Source organism: Roseomonas sp. WA12 (genome assembly GCF_054165765.1).
The window spans coordinates 3,592,279-3,611,976 of sequence record NZ_CM135108.1 but is presented as its reverse complement, the minus strand read 5'-3'; the positions used below and the strand labels follow the sequence as shown (position 1 = coordinate 3,611,976).

Annotated in this window: 17 protein-coding genes; 9 read left to right on the top strand and 8 right to left on the bottom strand. The window is 70.8% G+C overall.

Annotated elements, in window-relative coordinates; genetic code table 11:
• Window positions 1-3 precede the first annotated feature (3 nt).
• From ACVBD7_RS17230 to ACVBD7_RS17215, 4 genes are all read right to left on the bottom strand, one after another.
• Window positions 4-264 (bottom strand): hypothetical protein, encoded by a 261-nt coding sequence (locus tag ACVBD7_RS17230; protein ID WP_458094464.1) that lies wholly within the window; start codon window positions 262-264, stop codon window positions 4-6.
• Window positions 265-380: 116 nt separating this feature from the next.
• On the bottom strand, window positions 381-1,928 hold the full coding sequence (locus ACVBD7_RS17225) for a sensor histidine kinase (protein ID WP_458094463.1): 1,548 nt from the start codon (window positions 1,926-1,928) through the stop codon (window positions 381-383).
• A gap of 5 nt (window positions 1,929-1,933) precedes the next feature.
• Window positions 1,934-2,200 (bottom strand): hypothetical protein, encoded by a 267-nt coding sequence (locus tag ACVBD7_RS17220; protein ID WP_458094462.1) that lies wholly within the window; start codon window positions 2,198-2,200, stop codon window positions 1,934-1,936.
• Between the two features lie 93 nt (window positions 2,201-2,293).
• Window positions 2,294-2,995, bottom strand: a complete 702-nt coding sequence (locus ACVBD7_RS17215; protein ID WP_458094461.1) for a response regulator — start codon at window positions 2,993-2,995, stop codon at window positions 2,294-2,296.
• A 121-nt stretch (window positions 2,996-3,116) separates the two neighbouring features.
• Here ACVBD7_RS17215 and creD point away from each other — a divergent pair, with 121 nt between their 5' ends.
• Entirely contained in the window at window positions 3,117-4,466 is a 1,350-nt protein-coding gene (creD, locus tag ACVBD7_RS17210; RefSeq protein ID WP_458094460.1) for a cell envelope integrity protein CreD, read from the top strand.
• Between the two features lie 63 nt (window positions 4,467-4,529).
• On the opposite strand, the gene ACVBD7_RS17205 is transcribed toward creD, so the two are convergent.
• On the bottom strand, window positions 4,530-4,937 hold the full coding sequence (locus ACVBD7_RS17205; protein ID WP_458094459.1) for a hypothetical protein: 408 nt from the start codon (window positions 4,935-4,937) through the stop codon (window positions 4,530-4,532).
• Window positions 4,938-5,776: 839 nt separating this feature from the next.
• On the opposite strand from ACVBD7_RS17205, the gene ACVBD7_RS17200 reads away from it, so the two are divergent.
• The 6 genes from ACVBD7_RS17200 to ACVBD7_RS17175 all read left to right on the top strand — a co-directional run bounded on the left by ACVBD7_RS17200 (window position 5,777) and on the right by ACVBD7_RS17175 (window position 14,375).
• Window positions 5,777-7,021, top strand: a complete 1,245-nt coding sequence (locus ACVBD7_RS17200) for an NAD(P)/FAD-dependent oxidoreductase (protein ID WP_458094458.1) — start codon at window positions 5,777-5,779, stop codon at window positions 7,019-7,021.
• 55 nt (window positions 7,022-7,076) lie between these two features.
• On the top strand, window positions 7,077-8,054 hold the full coding sequence (locus ACVBD7_RS17195; protein WP_458094457.1) for a tripartite tricarboxylate transporter substrate binding protein: 978 nt from the start codon (window positions 7,077-7,079) through the stop codon (window positions 8,052-8,054).
• Between the two features lie 35 nt (window positions 8,055-8,089).
• Window positions 8,090-10,123: a hydantoinase/oxoprolinase family protein gene (locus ACVBD7_RS17190; RefSeq protein ID WP_458094456.1), complete on the top strand. Its 2,034-nt coding sequence runs from the start codon at window positions 8,090-8,092 to the stop codon at window positions 10,121-10,123.
• Window positions 10,120-11,721 carry a hydantoinase B/oxoprolinase family protein gene (locus tag ACVBD7_RS17185; protein WP_458094455.1) on the top strand — a complete coding sequence of 534 codons (1,602 nt, stop codon included), beginning with the start codon at window positions 10,120-10,122 and terminating at the stop codon, window positions 11,719-11,721. The genes ACVBD7_RS17190 and ACVBD7_RS17185 overlap by 4 nt, the downstream gene beginning before the upstream one ends.
• Window positions 11,718-12,698, top strand: coding sequence for a Bug family tripartite tricarboxylate transporter substrate binding protein (locus ACVBD7_RS17180; RefSeq protein WP_458094454.1), 981 nt, complete (start codon window positions 11,718-11,720; stop codon window positions 12,696-12,698). Before ACVBD7_RS17185 ends, ACVBD7_RS17180 begins: the two co-directional genes overlap by 4 nt.
• A gap of 90 nt (window positions 12,699-12,788) precedes the next feature.
• Window positions 12,789-14,375: a sensor domain-containing phosphodiesterase gene (locus ACVBD7_RS17175; RefSeq protein ID WP_458094453.1), complete on the top strand. Its 1,587-nt coding sequence runs from the start codon at window positions 12,789-12,791 to the stop codon at window positions 14,373-14,375.
• Between the two features lie 65 nt (window positions 14,376-14,440).
• On the opposite strand, the gene ACVBD7_RS17170 is transcribed toward ACVBD7_RS17175, so the two are convergent.
• The 3 genes from ACVBD7_RS17170 to ACVBD7_RS17160 are packed head-to-tail and all read right to left on the bottom strand — an operon-like array spanning window position 14,441 to window position 17,576.
• Window positions 14,441-15,319 carry a 3-keto-5-aminohexanoate cleavage protein gene (locus tag ACVBD7_RS17170; protein ID WP_458094452.1) on the bottom strand — a complete coding sequence of 293 codons (879 nt, stop codon included), beginning with the start codon at window positions 15,317-15,319 and terminating at the stop codon, window positions 14,441-14,443.
• Window positions 15,320-15,377: 58 nt separating this feature from the next.
• Entirely contained in the window at window positions 15,378-16,802 is a 1,425-nt protein-coding gene (locus ACVBD7_RS17165) for an aldehyde dehydrogenase family protein (protein WP_458094451.1), read from the bottom strand.
• Between the two features lie 12 nt (window positions 16,803-16,814).
• Entirely contained in the window at window positions 16,815-17,576 is a 762-nt protein-coding gene (locus tag ACVBD7_RS17160) for an SDR family NAD(P)-dependent oxidoreductase (protein ID WP_458094450.1), read from the bottom strand.
• 217 nt (window positions 17,577-17,793) lie between these two features.
• On the opposite strand from ACVBD7_RS17160, the gene ACVBD7_RS17155 reads away from it, so the two are divergent.
• Together ACVBD7_RS17155 and ACVBD7_RS17150 are read left to right on the top strand one after the other, a co-directional pair.
• On the top strand, window positions 17,794-18,768 hold the full coding sequence (locus ACVBD7_RS17155) for a Bug family tripartite tricarboxylate transporter substrate binding protein (protein ID WP_458094449.1): 975 nt from the start codon (window positions 17,794-17,796) through the stop codon (window positions 18,766-18,768).
• 132 nt (window positions 18,769-18,900) lie between these two features.
• Window positions 18,901-19,689: an IclR family transcriptional regulator domain-containing protein gene (locus ACVBD7_RS17150; RefSeq protein WP_458094448.1), complete on the top strand. Its 789-nt coding sequence runs from the start codon at window positions 18,901-18,903 to the stop codon at window positions 19,687-19,689.
• The last annotated feature ends 9 nt before the right edge of the window (window positions 19,690-19,698 follow it).

The following is a 19,698-nucleotide window of genomic DNA, read 5'->3' as shown; positions in this document are numbered from 1 at the left end:
AGTTTAGCCTGGGGATGCGGCAGAGCCCGCGTGCTTGCTGGACATCGCAACGGCCGCAGGTTGCGTTCGTGCGGCCTGCCATTGCCGCTGAACCTCCTCGTTCACCTCCTCGGCCGTCTTCCCGGGGCGGACGATCACCTCGGCGCCGTTCAGCTGGAAGCGGTGTGGCACGCCGTCCCGGTTCGCCTTCTCGACGCACCGGGCGATGACATGCGGCAGGTAGTCGGTTTCGGTCGTGGGATAGTCCCGAACATTCTGCACCAAGGCTGCCTCCCGTTGCTGTCGCGGAGAAGCTTAGGGAAGGACGAAGGCGAGGTCATCCGGATCATGTTGCCAGCTGCGTGATCGGGCATCCTGCTGCAGCGCAGCGAGAATGGCCGCTAGAGATCTGCCGGCCGCAGCGGCAGGAGGACCTCGAACGCCGCTCCCTCTTCCCTCGGGACGTAGCGGATGGTGCCGCCGGTTCCCTCGACCAGCGAGCGCGCGATGGCGAGCCCGAGCCCCGTTCCTCCCTGCTCCCGCGCCGTGGTGAAGAAGGGGTCGAAGGCGCGCACGGCGTTGGCTGCGGACAATCCCGGCCCGTCATCCGCAACCAGCACCGCTGCCATGCCGTCCCTCTCACCGATTGTCACTGTCACGCGGCTGGCCGCGCCGGCATGGGCCAGGACATTGCCCAGCAGGCTGTCGAGCACCGTGGCCGCCGCCTCCGGCGCGATCGCGGCCTCGGCGTCGCCCGTGACCGCGACCTGGAGTGTGGGGAAGCGCCTTGCCGCCGTCTCGGCCAGAGGCCGAAGCGCCGACCGGCCGCCCGCCGCGGCCATGTCGGCGCGCGCCAGATCGAGCAGGCCGCGCACCAGCCGGTTCAGCCGTGCCACGCCGTCCTCGATCGTGCCGGCAAAGCGGGCGCGCTCCTCGGCCGACATCGCCTCGCCATGGTCGGCCAGCAGCTCCGCCGCGCCGCGCATGGCGGCCAGGGGTGTCTTGAACTCGTGGCTGACATGCGCGGCCAGGCTCCGCACGTAATTCGCGCGTCCCTCGAGCGTGGCGGTCATGCGGTCGATCGCTTCCGACAGCTCCGCCGCCTCGCGCGCCGCGGTGCGCGGCACCGGCGGTAGCGGCGCCTTGCCGCCGGCTGCTACCTGCCGCGCCGCCGCGACGACGGCATCCAGCGGACGGGTGATCAGGCGGGAGGCGAGCACCGCGAGGGCGGCCACGAGCAGCAGCAGCAGCAGCGCGACCGCCGCTATTTCCGGCACCTTGCCCACGACCGTCTGCATCACCGTGGCGGGGGTGCGGGAGAGCAGCACCACCGCATCCACCCGCGTGCCGTCCAGCACGGGCGTGGCCAGGTGCACGCGCAGCCCCGCCGTCCGGCTGATGCCGTTCGGAACGTCGGTCGCGATCTTTTCCCGACGGCGCAGCACGGTCAGCGGGCGCCCGGCCCGGGCGGCCTCCACCTCCTCCAGCCCGGCGAGGGTGAGGCCGGTGTCGGTTCCGGTCGAGGCCACCACCACGCCCTGCGCGTCGAGCACCCGCAGTGCGGCGAGGGTCACCGCCTGGGTGTCCAGCAGCACCGGCCGCAGCTGCGCCCCGGCCTCCGCCGTCTCCGGCAGCGGCGGCGGGCCCGGGCGCGGATCGGGGGCGAGGGGCAGGACGGGGTCATGCGCCAGGTCCAGCCCGCGCCGCCGCGCCGTCTCCAGCGCGCGGGGCGTCAGGCCGTTCGCCAGGCTCTCCCCGGCGATGCCGCGGGCCGCGCGCCAGGCGCCGGCCAGGACCGCGGCCTGGGCGCGCAACTCCGCCTCCGTCTGCCGGACCAGCGCGCTCTCATAGAGACGCAGCGCCCAGAGGCCGGACAGCGGCAGGGCCAGCACGACCAGGTTGCTCAGCAGCAGCAGGGTCCGCAGCCGGGGCCGCTGGAAGCGGGGCATGGGCGCTATGTCAGAGTCCTCTGCTCTCCCCGTTTGGCGCTGCGGGGTTGGCGCGGCTCCTCGGCCGTGCTGATCGGGCCCTTGCCGAAAGGTGGCGGCGCCGCGCGGATTTGCATCGGCAGACCCTGTCTGTAAGGGCGCGCGGGCTTGCCGGGCGCGCCGCTGCGGTTCCAGCGCAGGCCCAGGATGAGGACGGCCACGGTGGCGACACCTAGGGTGACCGCAATGCCCCGGTCGACCTCCGGCCCATCCATTTGGTGCAGCACGATCATGGGCAATATCATGGCCGGGAAGGCGATCCAGGTGCCCCACCCCCGGCCCTGCCAACTGATCAGCATGCGGCGTCCTCCATCAGGCAGCCCGGGCTACTCGCAGGAGCCGAGCCGGTAGCCGAAGCCCGGCAAGGTCTCGATCGGCGCCGCGCCCAGGGCGGCGAACTTGGCGCGCAGGCGGCGGACATGGCTGTCGATGGTACGGTCGGAGACGGTCCGCTCGACCGCATAGGCGCCATCCATCAGCGCGTCCCGGTTCAGCACGCGGCCGGGGCGGCGCAAAAGGGTTCGGAGCAGACCGAACTCGGTCGCGGTCAGGACCACCTCCTGCCCGTCCCAGCTCACCCGCGCCGTTGCGGGATCGAGGGTGAGGCGCCCATGCCGCAGCGCTGTCTCGGCCGGCGGGGGAGGGGGCGCGGCCGGTGCCCCGCGGCGCAGCACGGCCCGCACGCGCGCTACCAGCTCGCGCGGGGAGAAGGGCTTGGTAAGATAGTCGTCCCCGCCGATTTCGAGGCCGACCACGCGGTCTACCTCGTCGTCCCGCGAGGAGAGGAACAGCACGGGAATCGCTGCGGCGGGGCCGCCGGAGGCCCGCAGCGCGCGGCACAGCTCGGTGCCGTCCATCTCCGGCAGCATGACGTCCAGCACGATGAGATCCGGGCGCGTCTCGCGGGCCGCCGCCAGCCCTGCGGCGCCGTCCGCGGCCTCCTGCGTCTCGAAGCCGGCACGGGACAGCGCGAAGCGGACGACCTCGCGGATCGCCGGGTCGTCGTCCACGATCAGTACCTGCGGCATGGTCCTCTCGTTCCGCCTGCACCGGATTTGCACCGTCCCGGCACCGGCTTTCCTCGCCCGCGTCATCCGTCCGGCATGGCGCGGGCGGAGGATGACGGCCTCAACCCAGGAGGCCAAGCCCGTGAGCGACACCCCCCACCCCACCATACCCCCAGGCCTACTGCCGCGCCCGCCATTCCGGCTGAGCCGGGCCGGCAAGCTTGTCGCCATCGGCGGACTGCTCCTGCTGCTGCTCGTGCCGCATGTGATGATCGAGGGCGTGATCGAGGAGCGCCAATCCTACCAGGAGAGCGTGACGGAGGGCATCGCGCGGGCCTGGGGACCGGCGCAGTCGGTGCTCGGCCCCGTGCTGGTCGTGCCCACCCGCATGCCCATGCAGCGCACGCCGAACGAGGTGGGACCGCTGCGCTGGGAACGCGGGGCCGTGGCGGTGCTGCCGGCCCGGCTGGAAGCCGACGCCCGCCTGGCGCCGAGTCGCCGCCGCCGCGGGCTGTTCGAGGCGGTGATCTACGACGCGGAGATCGGGATGACCGCGGAGCTTGTAGTGCCGGAGATCGGAGCCGAGCCGGGCACGGATCTGCTGTGGCCGGAAGCCTTCCTCGTGACCGGCGCGACCGATCTGCGCTCGGCCACCGCCGGGGCACGGCTCTCGGTGGACGGGCGCGACCTCGCGGCGCGCGACGTGGCCGCGGCGGGTTGCGTCGGGACCGAGCTGATCCGCTGGGACCTGGGCCTCACCGGCCCGCCCGATACCGGGCGGACCCTGGCGGTCTCGGCCGGGCTGTCGCTGCGTGGCACGGGCCGGTTCGGCATGCAGCCCCTCGCGCGCCGCACCGAGCTCCATGTCGCGGCCCCCTGGCCGACGCCGAGCTTCACCGGCACGGGCTTGCCCGTGCAATCGGACATCACCGCGGAGGGCTTCGACGCGACCTGGCGCGAGGGCACCGGCCAGGCCCTGGTGCGCCACCTGGGCGCCAATTGGTGCAGCACGCTTCCCTATGCAGAACAGCAGGTCGGCGTCGATCTGCTAGAGGCCGTGCCGACCTATCGGATGGTCACCCGGGCTGCGAAATACGGCGCCATGTTCCTGGCCCTCGCCTTCCTCGCCTATGTGCTGTTCGAGCTGGTCGCGCGCGTCCGGATTCACCTCGTTCAGTACGGGCTGCTGGGCCTTTCCGTCGTGCTCTTTCCCCTGCTGCTGCTGGCCTTCGGGGAACCGCTCGGGTTTTCCGTGGCCTATGCGATCAGCACCGCGGCGGTGGTGGGACAGGCCTCTGCCTATACGGCGGCGGTGACGCGACAGGCGCGGTTGACAGCAATTTTCGCGGCCCTGCTGGCTGGCCTGTTCGGCTTTCTCTACGTCGTGCTGAGCCTTGAGGCCTACTCGCTGCTGGCCGGTGCCGTCGCGCTGTTCGCTGCGCTCTCAGCGGTGATGGCGATCACCCGCCGCGTGGACTGGGCCGCCGACTGATGGCCCTGGTCCGTGCTGTCCGGTCCGGCTTGGCACGGGCCGGGCGGCGCGGGCCTGCCGCGATCAGGGGCTGTCCAGCACCGTCCGCAGCACATCCAGCTGTTCGCGCCTCACCATGACCTCCCGCCCGGGATCGTTATCCGCGGCGACATCGGCCAGTTCCCCTACCGTGAGCAGGGCCAGGCCGATGCCCTCGAGTCGGCGGGCGTGTTGGAGGCCGGCCTCGGAACGAAGGGAGACCTTGATCCGCCGCGCCTTGCTCCGCGCTTCGGTCAACACCGTCTTCGCCCGCGCGCACATTGCGGCGAGGTCGCCGGCGGGAATCCGCAGCTGCAGGACATAGGAGGTCGCGATCGTCACGCTGAGGTCGGATCGCTCCTCTTCCAGCGTGGCGTTCAGCTCCTGCGTAAATTCCTCGGCAACCTCATGCATCACGGTCGCGAGCATGGCCCGTGTGCGGAGGTCGGACATGGCGTCGGCACCGGACGATGCGTTCGCGAGAACGTCGTCCAGTTCCGTCCGGATACGCGCCAGGACCTCTTGTCTCTCGCGGGCCGTCCTGGCCGTTGAAAGCTGCGCGCGTAGGCTTTGACGCATGGCGGCAGCAATGGCCTGCCGCAAGGCGGAGTCTGGATTGGGCACCCGCACTCTCCAGCGGACAGCACGGCCGAACCGTGCTCGCGTTTGAAGAGGCGCATGTTTAGGCCCGTCACAGGACAGTCTGCAAGACCACTGGATTGCGAAACGACAACAAATTCGGGCCGATGCGACAAAGCCTCGCTTGATCCATGGTCAAGAACAACGCGCTGCCCCCATAGGACCCAAGAGCTGAACAGTTTCCAACCAGTTGGTTGAGGCCGAAGGTGGCCGCAGCTTGTGACGGGCCGAGTGACGGTTTCGTCACTCGTCTCAGCGAAGTCAGGGATGTTCTCGATTCGATCGGGTCTGATCACCATCGCTAGCGATGCAGGCCGACGTCAGGCTTCGATGAGAGGCAACACACAAGGAGTGGATCAACGTCAGCAGACAGTTCCACAACTATTCCGCGATAGGAAACGTACTGCGCAACCTATTGCGCAGGTTCTGCCTCGCTTGGCTTCCCCAAAGGCGCAACGTTACCCTCCCAGGATGCGCGAACGATGGGAAGCGCCTTCTCGCAACATGGCACGGGCCATGCAGGCCAAGGCAGGAAACCTGCGGCACTGCCGTTCCATCAGACTGGGCTGCAGCATCCGGCCACGCGGCCGCCGGGAGATTGAGGCACGGCGTATCGGCCTCAGAACCCTGTCAATGAGCAGCAAGGGGCCGTCATGAGGCTTGCGATCATCGGGAACGGCATCCTCGGCAGCTGCTGTGCCGCTTGGCTTCAGCGTGACGAGCACGAGATCGTCTTCATCGATCCGCTCGGTCCGGCCGAGGCCACCTCCTTCGGCAATGCGGGCTCGCTCTCACCTTCCGCCTGCCTGCCCGTCGGAATGCCCGGCATGTGGCGAAACGTGCCGCGCTGGCTGCTGGACCCGATGGGTCCGCTCTCCGTCCGGTGGCGCTACGTGCCGGTGGTGGCGCCCTGGCTGATGCGCCTCCTGCGCGCCAGCGAGCCGGCGGAGGTGATCCGCATCGCAACCGCCCTGCGCGGGCTGCTGGAGCCGATCTTCGAGTGCTACGAGCCCCTTCTGCAGCGCGCTGGAGCCATCGGGCTGATGCGAAGGAGCGGATGCCTCTACGTGTACTCCTCGCCCGAGATGGCGCGGCGGTGGCAATGGGGCATGGACCTGCGCCGTTCGCTCGGCGTCGCGCTGCACGAGGTGGACGAGGAGGAACTCGTCGCCCTGGAGCCAGACCTGAAGGGCCGCTTCCGCTTCGGCCTGCTGGCGCCGGAGAACGGATCGGCGACCGACCCTGCAGCGTTGACCCGCGCCATCTACGACCGCTGTGTGGCGGATGGCGCGACGGCGATACGCGCCCTCGCCACAGGCTTTCGCCGCCGCGGCACGGAAGTTGCGGCGGTGCGGCTCGAAGGCGGGCAGGAGGTGGCATGCGATGGCGTGGTGCTGGCGGGAGGAGCCTGGTCGGCGAAGCTGGCGCGCCAGCTCGGCCCGGCGATCCCGCTCGAGACGCAGCGCGGCTATCACGTCACCGTCGGCAGCAACAATCTCGCGCTACGCCACACCGTCATGGCGGTGGAGCACAACATGATGGTGAACCCGATGAGCATGGGCCTTCGCCTTGCCGGCTCGGTGGAGTTCGCCGGGCTCTCCGCAGCCCCGGACTACGGGCGGGCCGATGTGCTTCTCGCGCGGGGGAAGGAGATGTTTCCGCATCTGGATACCTCCAGCACCACGCAATGGATGGGCCATCGTCCCTGCCTGCCGGATAGCCTGCCGGTGATCGGCCAGGCGCCGCGCGCGGGCAATGCGTGGTTCGCCTTTGGTCACGGCCATGTCGGCATGTGCGGGGCGGCGAGCACGGGGCGGGAGGTGGCCAATCTTGTTGCGGGCCGTGCGCCCGAGATCGACCTCGCGCCCTTCTCCCCGACACGCTTCGGCGCCTCCTGACCGCGTCCGGACGCTCCTTAACCCGACCCCGTCACCCCTTGGGAGAGACGCCTGCATGAGCCCCATGATCGCCCGCCGCGCCCTCGGCCTCAGCGTGGTCGGTCTGGCAGGGGCGGCCCACGCCCAGGCTCCGGCCTGGCCGAGCCGGCCCGTGCGCATCGTCGTGCCCTTCCCACCCGGCGGCAGCACCGATGCGCTGGCGCGGCGCCTGGCGGAGCGGATGACGCCCGCGATCGGCCAGCCCGTGCTGGTCGAGAACCGGCCGGGCGCGGGCGGCACAACGGGGGCGGACCTCGTCTCGAAATCCGCGCCGGACGGCCACACCCTGCTCATGGGCGTCACGGGCAGCAACGCCATCGCGGGCAGCCTCTTCCCCAACCTGCCCTATGACCCCGTCGCGGGCTTCGCGCCGATCTCCCGCGTCGTCTCCGCCCCGCTCGTCATCGCTGTCAATCCGGAGATCGGCCTGAGCGATCTCGCGGGTTATATCGCGTCCGCGAAAGCCACGCCGGGCAGCATGACTTATGCGACACCGGGCAATGGCACCTCCATGCACCTCACCGGCGTCATGTTCGGCCTCGCGGCAGGGGCGGAGCTGACGCATGTGCCCTATCGCGGCACCGCCCAGGCAACGACGGACCTCATCGCCGGGCGGGTCAGGTCCAGCTTCGGCGATCTCCTGATCCTCCTGCCGCATCTTCGCGCCGGCACGATCCGGGCGCTGGCGGTGACCGGCGCGCAGCGCCACCCGCTGCTCCCGAACGTTCCCACCGTGTCCGAGGCGATGCTCCCCGGCTTCGAAGCGGAATCCTGGCAGGGCGTCTTCGCCCCGCCCGGCACGCCGCCCGCCCTGCAGGCCCGCCTGCACCAGGAAGTGGCGAAAGCGATGGAGGCGCCAGACATCCGCGACTCTTTCGCCCAGCAGGGCTTCCGCGTAGAGGCGACGAGCCCTACCGATTTCGCCGCCTTCGTGCAGGGCGAAGTCACGAAATGGGGCAAGGTGGTGCGCGAGGGCCGGGTGCGGCTGGACTGAGCGCGCTGCTACTGAACCAAGAGGAGCCGGACGGCTTGGATATCGACACTGGCACCGAGATCGGCATCGACATCGGGGGCACCTTCACCGATGCGGTGCTGCGCGGCGCGGACGGCGCGCTGCGCTCCCTGAAGGTGCCGAGCACGCCGGACGACCCCGCCCGCGCCGTGGGCCACGCGCTGCATCGCCTGCTGGGCGAGGACGGCGCCGCGGGCGTGCACCGGTTCCTGCACGGCACCACGGTCGCTACCAACGCCATCCTGGAGAACACGGCCGCGCCGGTCGGACTGATCACAACGCGCGGCTTCGCCGATGTGATCGAGCTCGGCCGCATGACGCGCGCTTCCAACTACGACCTGCTCTTCGGCCCGCAGACGCCGGTGACACTGATCCCGCCCGAGCGCCGGATGGAGGTGAGTGAACGCATCGGTGCGGACGGCACCGTGTGGGAGCCGCTGGATGAGGTGGAGGTGGCCGAGGCCGCGCGGGCGCTGGAGGTGACGGGCGCCACGGCCGTGGCGATCTGCTTTCTCTTCGCCTTCCTCGACCCGACGCATGAGCGGCGCGCGCGGGAGATCGTGCGTGCCACCTGCCCGGCAATGGCCGTCTCCCTCTCCTCCGAGGTCGATCCCGCACCGCGCGAGTACGAGCGCACCTGTGCAACCGCCTTCGATGCGGCGCTGAAGCCGGTGATGAGCGATTATCTCGGGCGGATCGAGACGATCCTCGGCGAGGCGGGGCTGAGGGCGCCGTTACAGGTCATGCACTCGCGCGGCGGGCTGCTCGGCAGCGCCGCGGCGCGGAACCGGCCGATCCGCCTGACCCTGTCCGGCCCTTCGGCCGCCGCGATCGGTGCGGCCGCGGTGCTGCGGGAAGCAGGGTTCCCGGACGGCGTCTCGATCGATGTGGGCGGCACCAGCGCGGATGTGGCGGTGATCCGCGGCGGCGCACCGGCGCTGCGGATGGACGGGATGATCGGCACCTTCCCCGTGCGCGTGCCCACCGCCGACGTGCTGGCGGTCGCGGCGGGCGGCGGCTCCATCGCCTGGATCGACGATGCGGGCGGGCTCCGGGTCGGGCCGCGCTCGGCCGGTGCCGCGCCCGGCCCCGCCTGCTACGCCCGGGGCGGCACGCGCCCGGCGGTGCTGGACGCATCCGTGGTGCTGGGGCTGGTGGACCCGTCCCGCTTCGCCGCGGGGCAGCTGCCGCTGGATGCGGACGCGGCGGCCGAGGCGATCGGGCGCGACATCGCCACTCCCCTAGCCATGGGCGTGCGGGAGGCCGCAGTCGCCATCCACCGCATCATCAACGCCACCATGGCGGAAGCCGTGCGCGCCGTGACGGTGGCGCGCGGCGTGGATCCGCGCGAGCTGCCCCTGGTGGCTGCGGGCGGTGGCGGCGGGTTGCACGCCTATGCCATCGCGGAGGATCTCGGCCAGACCCGCATCGTCATCCCCGCCGCGCCCGGTGTGCTGGCCGCCACCGGCCTGCTGGACGCGCCGCTGGAGCATGACGCTGCCCGCGGTTTCGGCCGCGTGCTGGACGAGGTGACGGAGGACGACCTGCGCGTCGCCATCGCCGCGCTGGTGGCCGAGACCCGCGCGGCCATGGCGGCGGAAAGCGTCGATCCCACGGGGGCGGAGACGGTGCTGACAGCCAGTGCCAGCTTCGTGGGCCAGGGCCACAGCCTGGAGGTGCCACTGTCCCCCGAGATAGCCGACTTCCGCGCCGCGATCCGGGACGGCTTCATCGCCCTGCACCGCGCCACCTACGGCCACGCGCGGGAGGCCCCGGTGCGGCTGATCGCCATCCGCGCCGTGCAGCGCCTGCGCGCGGTGCCGGTCGCTCCCCGTGCCGCCATCGGCATCGATGCCGCCCGTACCCGCCGCCTCGCCGTGATCGGCGGCCTGGCCGGGGAGGTGGATGTGGTGCCCCGCGCCGCGCTGCGCGCCGGAGAGGTGCTGACCGGCCCGGCCATCATCGAACAGGACGACACGACAGTCGTGGTTCCCGCCGGCTGGCACATCACCGCCCATCCCGCCCACCTGCTGATGGAGCGCGCCCCGTGAACGCCCCTCACCTGAACGCAGGGCGACTTGACCCGGCAACGGTCGAGATCGTCCGCCGACGCCTGGAGACTATCGCCGAGGAGATGCAGGCGGTCATGCTCCGCTCCGCCGTCTCACCGATCGTACGAGAGGCGAACGACGCATCCGCCAGCCTGTTCCTGCCGGATGGCACGCTGATCGCGCAGTCCATCTCCCTGCCGCTGCTGCTGGGCGCGCTGATGCCGGCGGTGCGGCGCATGCTCCGGGAGTTCCCCGTGGCGGAGATGCGCCCCGGCGATGTGCTGTTGATGAACGACCCCTATGACGGCGGCACGCATATCCCGGACGTATCCGTGATGGTGCCTGTCTTCGCGGAAGGGCGTGTGATCGCGCTCGCGGGGGCGATTGTGCACCACCAGGACCTCGGCGGCATGACGCCGGGCTCTCTTCCCACCACGGCGACGGAGATTTTCCAGGAAGGGCTGCGCCTGCCGCCGCTGCGGCTGCGGCGGGACGGCGTGACGGACGCGCAGATCATGCGGATCATCGCCCTCAACACCCGCACGCCTGAGGCCTTCGCCTGGGACCTGGACGCTCAGATCGCCTGCTGCACCCTGGCCGCAACGCGGATGGAGGAGCTGGCCGGGCGCTACGGCGCCGACCCGCTCGCCACCATGATGGCGGAGTTGGTGCGTCGGGCCGAGGCGGCGACGCGCGCCGCCATCCGCGCCATCCCGGACGGCAGCTGGACCTATGAGGACGCGCTGGACAATGACGGGGTGGAGCTGGACCGCCCCGTGCCCATCCGCGTGCGCGTGACGGTGGCGTGCGACGAGATGCGCTTCGACTTCACCGGCACCGCCCCTCAGGTGCGCGGCCCGGTGAACGCGGCGCCCGCCGGCGTCATGGCCGGCTGCTTCTTCGCCCTGCGAGCCGTGACGGGGCCTTCCATCCCGAACAACGGCGGCTGCGCCATTCCGCTGACGGTGGTCCTGCCCGAGGGATCGCTGCTGAACCCGCGCATGCCCGCCGCGCTGAACGCGCGCACGGGCACGGTGAAGCTGGTGACGAACGCCATTCTCGGCGCCCTGGCCCAAGCGCTGCCGGACCGCATCCCCGCTGCGAATTCCGGCTGCTCCACCGTCATGGCGCTCTCGGGCCGCCGGGCGGATGGATCGGCCTGGGTGGTGACGGAGGTACTCTCCGGCGGCAGCGGGGGATCGATGCACGGGGCGGGGGTGAACGGCGTCTCGACTGATGTCGGCAACACCATGAACCTTCCGGTGGAGGCGATGGAGACGGATGCCCCGGTGCGCGTCCACCATTTCCGCGTGCGCCGCGGATCCGGTGGCGCCGGGCAGCAGCCGGGTGGGGCCGGGATCGACCGGGAATACGAGGTGCTGCGTGGCCCGCTCACCCTCACTTTCCGCGGCGAGCGGCACTACCACGCGGCAAGGGGCAGCGCCGGCGGCGAGGATGGCCGCGTGGCGGAAGCCCTGGTGATCCGCGCGGACGGCGCGCGGGAGGAAGTGCGGTCGAAGCTGACCACGGTGTTGAACACGGGCGACCGGCTGCGGATGGGCACGGCCGGCGCCGGAGGCTGGGGAGCCCCGACATGAGACGCGCCTTCGCATCGCTGACCCTCGGCACGCTGGTCCTGGGCTTCGCGCTCGCGCCGCCGGCCGCGGCGCAGCTCGACCCCACACGCACGGTGCGGGTGATCGTGGGCTATGCGCCCGGCGGCTCCTTCGACGTGAACGGCCGCATCGTGACCGATGCGCTGCGCGAGCAGCTGGGCATCACCGCCATCGTGGAGAACCGCCCGGGTGCGGGCGGTACCATCGCTTCCGACTACGTGGCCAAGGCGCCGCCGGACGGCTCCGTGCTGCTGGTGGGTGGGGCGGGCTCCCACGGCGTGACGCCCGCCATCCGCCGCAACCTGCCCTTCGACGCAGCACGGGACTTCACCGCGGTCGGGCGTATCGCGGAGTTCGCCAATGTCATGGTGGTTGGCGCGGAGTCGCCGGCGCGCACCGTGCAGGACTTCATCGCGCGCGGGCGCACCAGGCCCGACGGCATCAACTTCGGGTCGCAGGGCGCCGGCACCTCCATCCACCTGACCGGAGAGATGTTCCGCCTGCGCTCGGGCCTGGCGATGACCCATGTGCCCTATCGCGGCAGCGCACCGGCAGTGCTGGACCTGCAAGCCGGCCGCATCCAGGTGATGTTCGACAACCTGCCCAACGTCTTCGGCCAGATCCAGGGCGGCGCGCTGCGGGCCCTGGCAGTGACGAGCCGCGACCGCCTGCCCTCCCTTCCGGACGTGCCGACCATGGCGGAGGCGGGGGTGCCCGACTTTGTGGTGACGAGCTGGGTCGGCATCTTCGGGCCGGCCAGGATGAACCCCCGCACGGTGCAGCAGCTCTCCGAGGTGATCGTGAAGGCTGTCAACGCGCCCGAGGGGCAGGCCCGGCTGCGCACCATCAGCGCCACTCCCGCGCCGGCCTCCGCGGCCGAGTTCGACACGGTCTGGCGTGCCGATATGCGGCGCTGGGCCGAGGTGGTGCGGGACGCGAAGGTGGAGGTGGAGGAATAGCCCGAGCCAGGGCTTGCGGGACGAGAACGGCGTAAGCCGGGACAGCATGGCGTTTACTCTTCCTCAATGAGGAGGGCGTAGACAGGTGCCATGCCGATCGCTGCCCCCACCGGAGATGCGCGCGACCTTCGTGATCGGTTCCTGGCCTTTGCCTTCGCCGCAGCCGACCTGCTGGTGGAGGCGGATGCCGAGGGCCGCGTGACCTTCGCCGCCGGCGCCTTCCACAGCCGGCTGGGTGAAGCGCCGGAGACTTTCGTGGGCGGCCCGGTGCAGGCGCTCGTCGCGCCCGAGGACCGGGCCGCACTCTATCTGGCCGTGCGCAGCCTTTCCGCTGTCGGCCGCCTTCCGCCGACCGCGCTCCGGCTGAATGACCGGCGGCGAAGCGATGTCGTTGTCTCCGGCCTGGCGCCACCAGGGCCGGGGATGCGGCTCTTCCTCACCTTCGGCCCGCATCCAGGCCCGCGCCCAAGCAGCGGTGCCATCGCGCCCGAATCGCTGTCGCTCCAGGCGGAGGGCCAGGTCCGGGACGGCTCGGGCGGCACGCTCGGCCTGCTGGAGCTGCCAGGTGGCGCAGATGTGGCGCTGGCCCGCGCGCCGGCTCTCAGGGATGCGCTCATCGAGGGGCTTGGGAATGCGGGGGAACTGGCCCCCGGGCGCTACGGCATGCTGACGGCCGGCGAGGATGCCCTGGCTGCCCTCGCAGGCACGGTGGAGGAGATCCTGGCCGCCCATGGCGTGCGGGGGCCCGTCGCCACCCGCTCCCTGTCCCTGGAAGCCGGATCCCTCACCACGCTTCAGGCCACGCGCGCCCTGCGCCACGCCCTGGCAGCTTTCGCGCGGGAGGGCGTCGCGGGCGCCGATGGAGCCGGTGTTCCGGCCGGGCTCGGAGGCGCCGTCGCCCGGCTCGCATCGGATGCCGCGGCGGTTCGGCGCGCCGTCTCGAGCCGCCGCTTCGGGCTTGTCTTCCAGCCGATCGTCCGGATCGCGGACGGCGTGGTCCATCACCATGAGGCCTTGCTGCGCCCGCCCGCCGGCCTGCCGGAACCGCTATCGCGAGCCGACGGCTTCGTGCGCTGTGCCGAAGCCGTCGGCATGACCGAAGCGTTGGACCTTGCCGTCGTCGAGATGGCCCTTCGCGCATTGGCCGGCTCTCCCGCCGCATCCGTCGCCGTGAATCTGTCGGGCCTTTCCGTGCAGAGCCCGGAGTTCCGCGCTGGCCTGTTGGCCATGCTCGACGAGCACCCCGCCTCCACGAGCCGCTTGCTGATCGAGGTGACGGAATCGGCCGAGATCGAGGACGAAGGGGAATCGGTCCGCACCCTCGATCGGCTGCGCGAACGCGGCGTCGGTCTTTGCCTTGACGATTTCGGTGCGGGTGCCGCGGCCTTCCGCTATCTCCGCGCTTTCCGGGTCGATTGGGTGAAGATCGACGGACTCTATGTTTCCAACGCCGTGCATTCGGAACGGGACCGCGCCTTCATCGCCTCCATGGTCGATCTGTCCGCCGCGGTGGGAGCGAATGTCATTGCCGAACGGGTTGAGACCCAGGCGGAGGCCGCAGCCCTGCGCGAGTTGGGCGTAGCCTTCGCGCAGGGTTGGCTTTACGGCCGTCCCGGCCCACTCCCCCGAACGGGTGCGACCGCGCGCCGCGGCACCGGCGCGGAGGTCTGGGCCTAAGGGCAGCCGGGAGTGGGCCTCGGGGCCAACAAGTCCGGCGGATCGGCCCAGCCTGGCGCCCATGCTCAGGCCGGCATACGTAGCCCAAGAATGGTGCGCGCCTCGGCCGCGCTGGCCAGCTCCCCGCCCATGTCGTCCACAATCCGCGCCGCGCGCTCGCAGAGCTGGGCGTTGTCCCGCGCCAGCTCGCCACGGCGGAAGTAGATGTTGTCCTCCAGCCCCACACGGACATGGCCACCCAACGCCCAGCTTTGCGCGACGGCCGGGAAGGCCCAGCGGCCGATGCCGAAAGCGGCCCACATGGCGTCTCTCGGCAGCAGGGAATGGGCATAGGTGAGGGTCTGCGGCGCGGTGTCGAAGCCGTAGCGGATGCCCAGGACGATCTGGAAGAGCGGCGGCCGATCCAGTGTGCCATCTTCCAGCAGCGCGCGGGCCAGGTGGATGTCGCCGCTGTCGAACACCTCCAGCTCCGGCTTGGAGCCTGCCTCGCGCATCGCCTGCGCCATGATCCGCACGTTGTCGGGCGTGTTGATCACCACCGAGCTGCCGGCGAACATGGTATTGAGGTCGAGCGTGCAGATCTCCGGCTTCAGGGCGACGACATGCTCCACGCGCTTCAGCGGGTGCATCAGCGTGGTGCCCGGTGCGGCCCTGCTCGGGTCGTCCGCGGCCGGGACGAAGCGCTGGCCCGGGCCGGTGGTGAGATTGATGACGATGTCGGTGCCGGAATCCCGGATGCGCTGCATCACCTCGCGGTAGTGCTCCAGCTCCATGCTCGGCCGGCCATCGGGATAGCGGACATGGATATGCGCGATGGCGGCCCCGGCTTTCGCGCTTTCGACCGCGGCCCTGGCGATCTGCTCCGGCGTGCAGGGCAGGCCGGGGTGCTGCTGCACCGTGGTGATGTTGCCGGTGACCGCCACCGTCAGGATCGTCTTCGCCATGCCTGCCTTCTCCGATCAGTCGTGTGCCGCACGGCCCCTGCAGAGGGTGCGGGTGCCGCTAGTGAGGGCTTCCGAGGATCGCCTTCACCTCCAGGTACTCCTCGAGGCCGAAAACCCCGAACTCCCGCCCGTTGCCGGATTGCTTGTAGCCGCCAAAAGGCAGGCTGCGGTCGAAGGGGGCGCCGTTCAGGTAAACCCGCCCCGCTCGGATCCGGTTGGCGACGGCGCGCGCGCGTTCGGGATCTCCCGATTGGACGAAGCCGGCCAGCCCAAAGGGCGTGTCGTTGGCAATGCTGATCGCCTCCTCCTCGGTGTCGTAGCTCATGATGGACAAAACGGGGCCGAAGATCTCCTCCCGCGCGATGCGCATGCCAGAGGTGACATCGCCGAAGACGGTGGGGCGAACATAGTAGCCACGATTTGGTTCGACCGGCCGCCCCGGCCCGCCCGCGACCAGCGTTGCCCCCTCCTCGATGCCCGACTGGATGAGGGCCTGGACCTTCTCGAACTGGCCATGGCTGACCAGCGGCCCCATCGTGGTGGTGGGATCGAGCGGCTCACCCAGGCGGATGGCACCGACCGCCTCGCGCGCGGCATCGAACGCGGCCTGCCGTCGAGCGCGAGGGATGAGCATGCGGGTGGGCGATTGGCAGTTCTGCCCGGCATTCGTGTAGCAGGCACGGACGCCCTGGTTCACCGCCGCCGGCAGATCGGCGTCGTCCAGGATAATGTTGGCGGACTTGCCACCCAGCTCCTGCGCCACGCGCTTCACCGTCTCCGCTGCCAGCTTCGCCACGCGCACGCCGGCCGCTGTCGATCCAGTGAAGGACACCATGTCGATTCCGGGATGGGAGGCGATCGCCTCGCCCACTGTGGGGCCATCCCCGTTCACGAGGTTGAAGACGCCGGGCGGAAGGCCGGCCTCGTGCACGATCTCGGTGAACAGCATCGCGCTGAGCGGCGCGATCTCGCTGGGCTTCAGCACCACCGTGCATCCTGCGGCCAGGGCCGGCGCGACCTTGGAGGCCACCTGGTTCAGCGGCCAGTTCCAAGGGGTGATCAGGCCGCAGATGCCGATCGGCTCGCGGCGGATGATCCCGGCGCCCATCCGCTCCTCGAAGCGGTAGTTGGCCAGCACCCGCGCCGCCTCCTCGAAGTGGAACAGCGCGACCGTCGCCTGCCGTTCGGTGGAGAAGGTAATGGGCGCGCCCATCTCCAGCGTCATGGCGCGGGCCAGTTCCGGCAGTCGCGCGCGAAAGCCTGCGATGATGCGGCCGAGATAACCCAGGCGGGCTTCGACGCTCGCCCCGGAATAGCTGCCGAAAGCCCGGCGTGCCGCTGCCACGGCCCGGTCCACGTCCTGCGCGGCACCCAGGCTGATCCGCGCAAAGACCTCCTCCGTCGCCGGGTTGACGACCCCCAGCGTCGCCGGCGTGACCGGATCCACCCAGGCACCGTCGATGTAGAAGCCTAACCGATCCATGACGCCCTGCCCCTAGAGATGCCGGCCCTCGTCCACGGGCACCACAATGCCCGTCGAGCTGGTCAGGTGGATGATGCAGGCGACCACCGCCCGCGCCACGTCATCGGGTGTGGTGACATGGGCGAGCGGGAGCCGCTCGGCGGTCTGCTGCAACTGCTCGCGCGTCCGGCCCGGCACGAAGCCCGTGTCGACACCGGCCGGCGAGACGGAGAACACGCGGATTTCCGGCGCGAGCACCTTGGCGAGCGCAATGGTGAGCGCATCGAGCCCGCCCTTGGCGGCGAGATAGGCCAGGCTGCTGCCGAGCCCCGTGCGGGCGGCGATGGAGGAGATGTTCACGATCGCCGCGCCCCTGCCGCGTTCCAGCAGCGGGCGAAAGCCACGGATTACGGCAAAGGGTCCACGCAGGTTGAGGGTGACGGTCCGGTCAAAGATCTCGTCCGTCAGCCCGCCGAGATCGCCGGCGGGAATGGGCGTCGTCGCGCCCCCGCTGTTGACCAGCGCATCGAGCCGCCCGTACCGCCGCTCCACCGCCGCCACCGCATCCCGGACGGAATCCGGATCGTCGATCGCGATGCGCAGGGCGAGATGACCGGAGCCTTGCAGCCCGCTGGCGACCTCTTCCGCCTCCGCGCGGCGGCTGTTGTAGCCGACCACGACGGTGGCGCCCAAGGCGGCCAGCCGCGCCGCCGTCGCCCGGCCGATCCCACCGCTGGCACCCGTGACCAGCGCGACCTTCGGGACGGAAAGCGCGGGAATCCCGACGCCCGTCATTGTCGTGCACCGAGAGCGTCGCGCAGCCCTGTCCCCGTCATCTTGGCGTCTCTCCCCGTGCTTCGCCGCGAAGCTAGCGAAAGCGAAAAGCGCGTCGACCGGCGCCTGCCGGAATTCCGCATCTCGGAATTTCTGCACAAAGCCGCTGCCGTACGGGCCGGGGCGGCTAGGTTGCCCGCAAGGGGCAGCACAGCCTCGGCCCAGAGTGGAGGACATCATGAGACCGCGCGTCACTCGAAGGGCCGCGCTCGGCATCGCCATGGCCGCGCCCTGGGCGTCGCCGGCCCGTGCCCAGGCCTGGCCGGCGCGCCCGGTCACCATGATCCTGCCCTTCTCCGCCGGTGGGGGAACCGACCTTCTGGCGCGCGCCCTCGCGCAGCATCTCGGCGAGACGCTGGGGCAGCAGGTGATCGTGGACAACCGCAGCGGCGCGGGCGGCAATATCGGCGCCGGCTTCGTCGCCCGGGCCGCGCCCGACGGCTACACGATCCTGTTCGGCACGCCCGGGCCGCTGGCCAACAACAAGCTAATCTACCGCAATCTGGCCTTTGACCCCGAGCAGGCCTTCGCGCCGGTCGTGTTGATCGCAAAGTCGCCGCTGGTGGTCGCGGCGAGGACGGCACTTCCGGTTAGGAACCTCCAGGAGCTGACGGCCCATGCCAAGGCGAACCCCGGAAAGCTCACGGTCGGGGTGCCCGGGAACGGAACGCTGGGCCACATCACCGCTCTGCTGCTGGAGCGAGAGCTCGGCATCAGCCTGACGAGCGTGCCCTATCGCGGCACGGCCGATGTGGTGAAGGACCTGCTCGGCGGGCAGATCGATCTCGCGATGGATTTCCTGCCCTCTTATGTGCCGCTCGCGCGGGAGGGGAGAGTTCGCGCGCTCGCCGTCACCACGGCCCGGCGCTCGGTCGAGCTGGCGGAGGTCGGGACGGTGCAGGAAGCCGGGTTCCAGGGGTTCGAGGCGTCGGCCTGGTACGCGCTGGCGGCGCCCGCGGGCACGCCGAGCGAGATCGTCGAGCGGCTCAACACCGCCACCAACGCTTTCCTCGAGAGCCCGAGAGGCCAGGACGCGCTCGCGAAGCTGAGCATGCAGGCCGTCGGCGGCTCCCCGGCGGAGCTGCGGGCCTTCATCTCGTCCGAGCTGCGGAAATGGGGCCCCGTGGTGCGGGAGGCGGATATCGCGATGTGACGCGATTGAGCCCAAGGAGACTGGGCCCAAGGAGAAGGCCGGCGCTCCGCAATCCGCGCTCGACGTGAGCCCTCAAACCGGCAAGCTGGTGCTAGACTCCATCTCCCCCGCCGCGACCGTGCCGGAGTCAGCTTGAGCAACCCGCCCGTCCAGTCCGTCCTCCGTGCCGTCGCGATCCTGAAGGAGCTGAACCGGCAGCGCAGCACCACCGTGGAGGAGCTCTACCGCGCGATCGGACTGCCGAAGCCGACGATCATGCGCCTTCTCGGCACGCTAATCGTCGCGGGGCTGGTGACGAAGGCGAGCCGCGGCCTCGGCTACCAGGTCACCTCCACCGTCCTGTCGCTCAGCGCCGGCTACCATGGCGGCCCGCTGGTCGCGGAGGCCGGCCGCCCCTGGGCCGCAGACCTGACGCGTCGGCTGCGCTGGCCCGCCGCCATCGCCGTGCTGGACGGAGCGCGCATGGCGATCAGCGTCAGCACCATCGCGGACAGCGCGGTCTCCCCCTTCCACAGCTCGGTGGGGTCGCATCTCAGCCTCGTCACCCGGGCGCTCGGCCGCGCCTATCTCGCCTGGTGCCCGGATGCGGAGCGTCGCATCCTCCTCCGGATGCTGACGGTCTCGCCCGACCCGGAGGACACGCCGCCGAACCTCGAGCGCGCGATCCGGGGCATCGTGTCCAGCGTGCGGCAGCAGGGCTACGCGCAGCGTGACCCGAAGGTGGAGCCGCGCTCCTCCGATACGGTGGCGGTGCCGATCTCGCTCGGCGGAACGGTCGCCGGCACGATCGGACTCAGCTACTTCCGCTCCGCCGTGAACCACCGCGTCCTGACGGAGGAGCTTGTGCCCGCGCTGAAGGAGGCGAGCCGGGAGATCGTTGTCTCGATGGAGCGGCTGCAACGGGGTGCCGAGGCTCCCTGAGAGGGGCCG

Bases quoted from the DNA above. Each gene is read 5' to 3' on its own strand.
- ACVBD7_RS17160 (WP_458094450.1), bottom strand. From the start codon at position 17,576: ATGACGGGCGTCGGGATTCCCGCGCTTTCCGTCCCGAAGGTCGCGCTG.
- ACVBD7_RS17215 (WP_458094461.1), bottom strand. From the start codon at position 2,995: ATGCCGCAGGTACTGATCGTGGACGACGACCCGGCGATCCGCGAGGTC.
- ACVBD7_RS17205 (WP_458094459.1), bottom strand. From the start codon at position 4,937: ATGTCCGACCTCCGCACACGGGCCATGCTCGCGACCGTGATGCATGAG.
- ACVBD7_RS17175 (WP_458094453.1), top strand. From the start codon at position 12,789: ATGCCGATCGCTGCCCCCACCGGAGATGCGCGCGACCTTCGTGATCGG.
- ACVBD7_RS17180 (WP_458094454.1), top strand. From the start codon at position 11,718: ATGAGACGCGCCTTCGCATCGCTGACCCTCGGCACGCTGGTCCTGGGC.
- ACVBD7_RS17165 (WP_458094451.1), bottom strand. From the start codon at position 16,802: ATGGATCGGTTAGGCTTCTACATCGACGGTGCCTGGGTGGATCCGGTC.
- ACVBD7_RS17155 (WP_458094449.1), top strand. From the start codon at position 17,794: ATGAGACCGCGCGTCACTCGAAGGGCCGCGCTCGGCATCGCCATGGCC.
- ACVBD7_RS17195 (WP_458094457.1), top strand. From the start codon at position 7,077: ATGAGCCCCATGATCGCCCGCCGCGCCCTCGGCCTCAGCGTGGTCGGT.
- ACVBD7_RS17220 (WP_458094462.1), bottom strand. From the start codon at position 2,200: ATGATCGTGCTGCACCAAATGGATGGGCCGGAGGTCGACCGGGGCATT.
- ACVBD7_RS17225 (WP_458094463.1), bottom strand. From the start codon at position 1,928: ATGCCCCGCTTCCAGCGGCCCCGGCTGCGGACCCTGCTGCTGCTGAGC.
- ACVBD7_RS17200 (WP_458094458.1), top strand. From the start codon at position 5,777: ATGAGGCTTGCGATCATCGGGAACGGCATCCTCGGCAGCTGCTGTGCC.
- ACVBD7_RS17170 (WP_458094452.1), bottom strand. From the start codon at position 15,319: ATGGCGAAGACGATCCTGACGGTGGCGGTCACCGGCAACATCACCACG.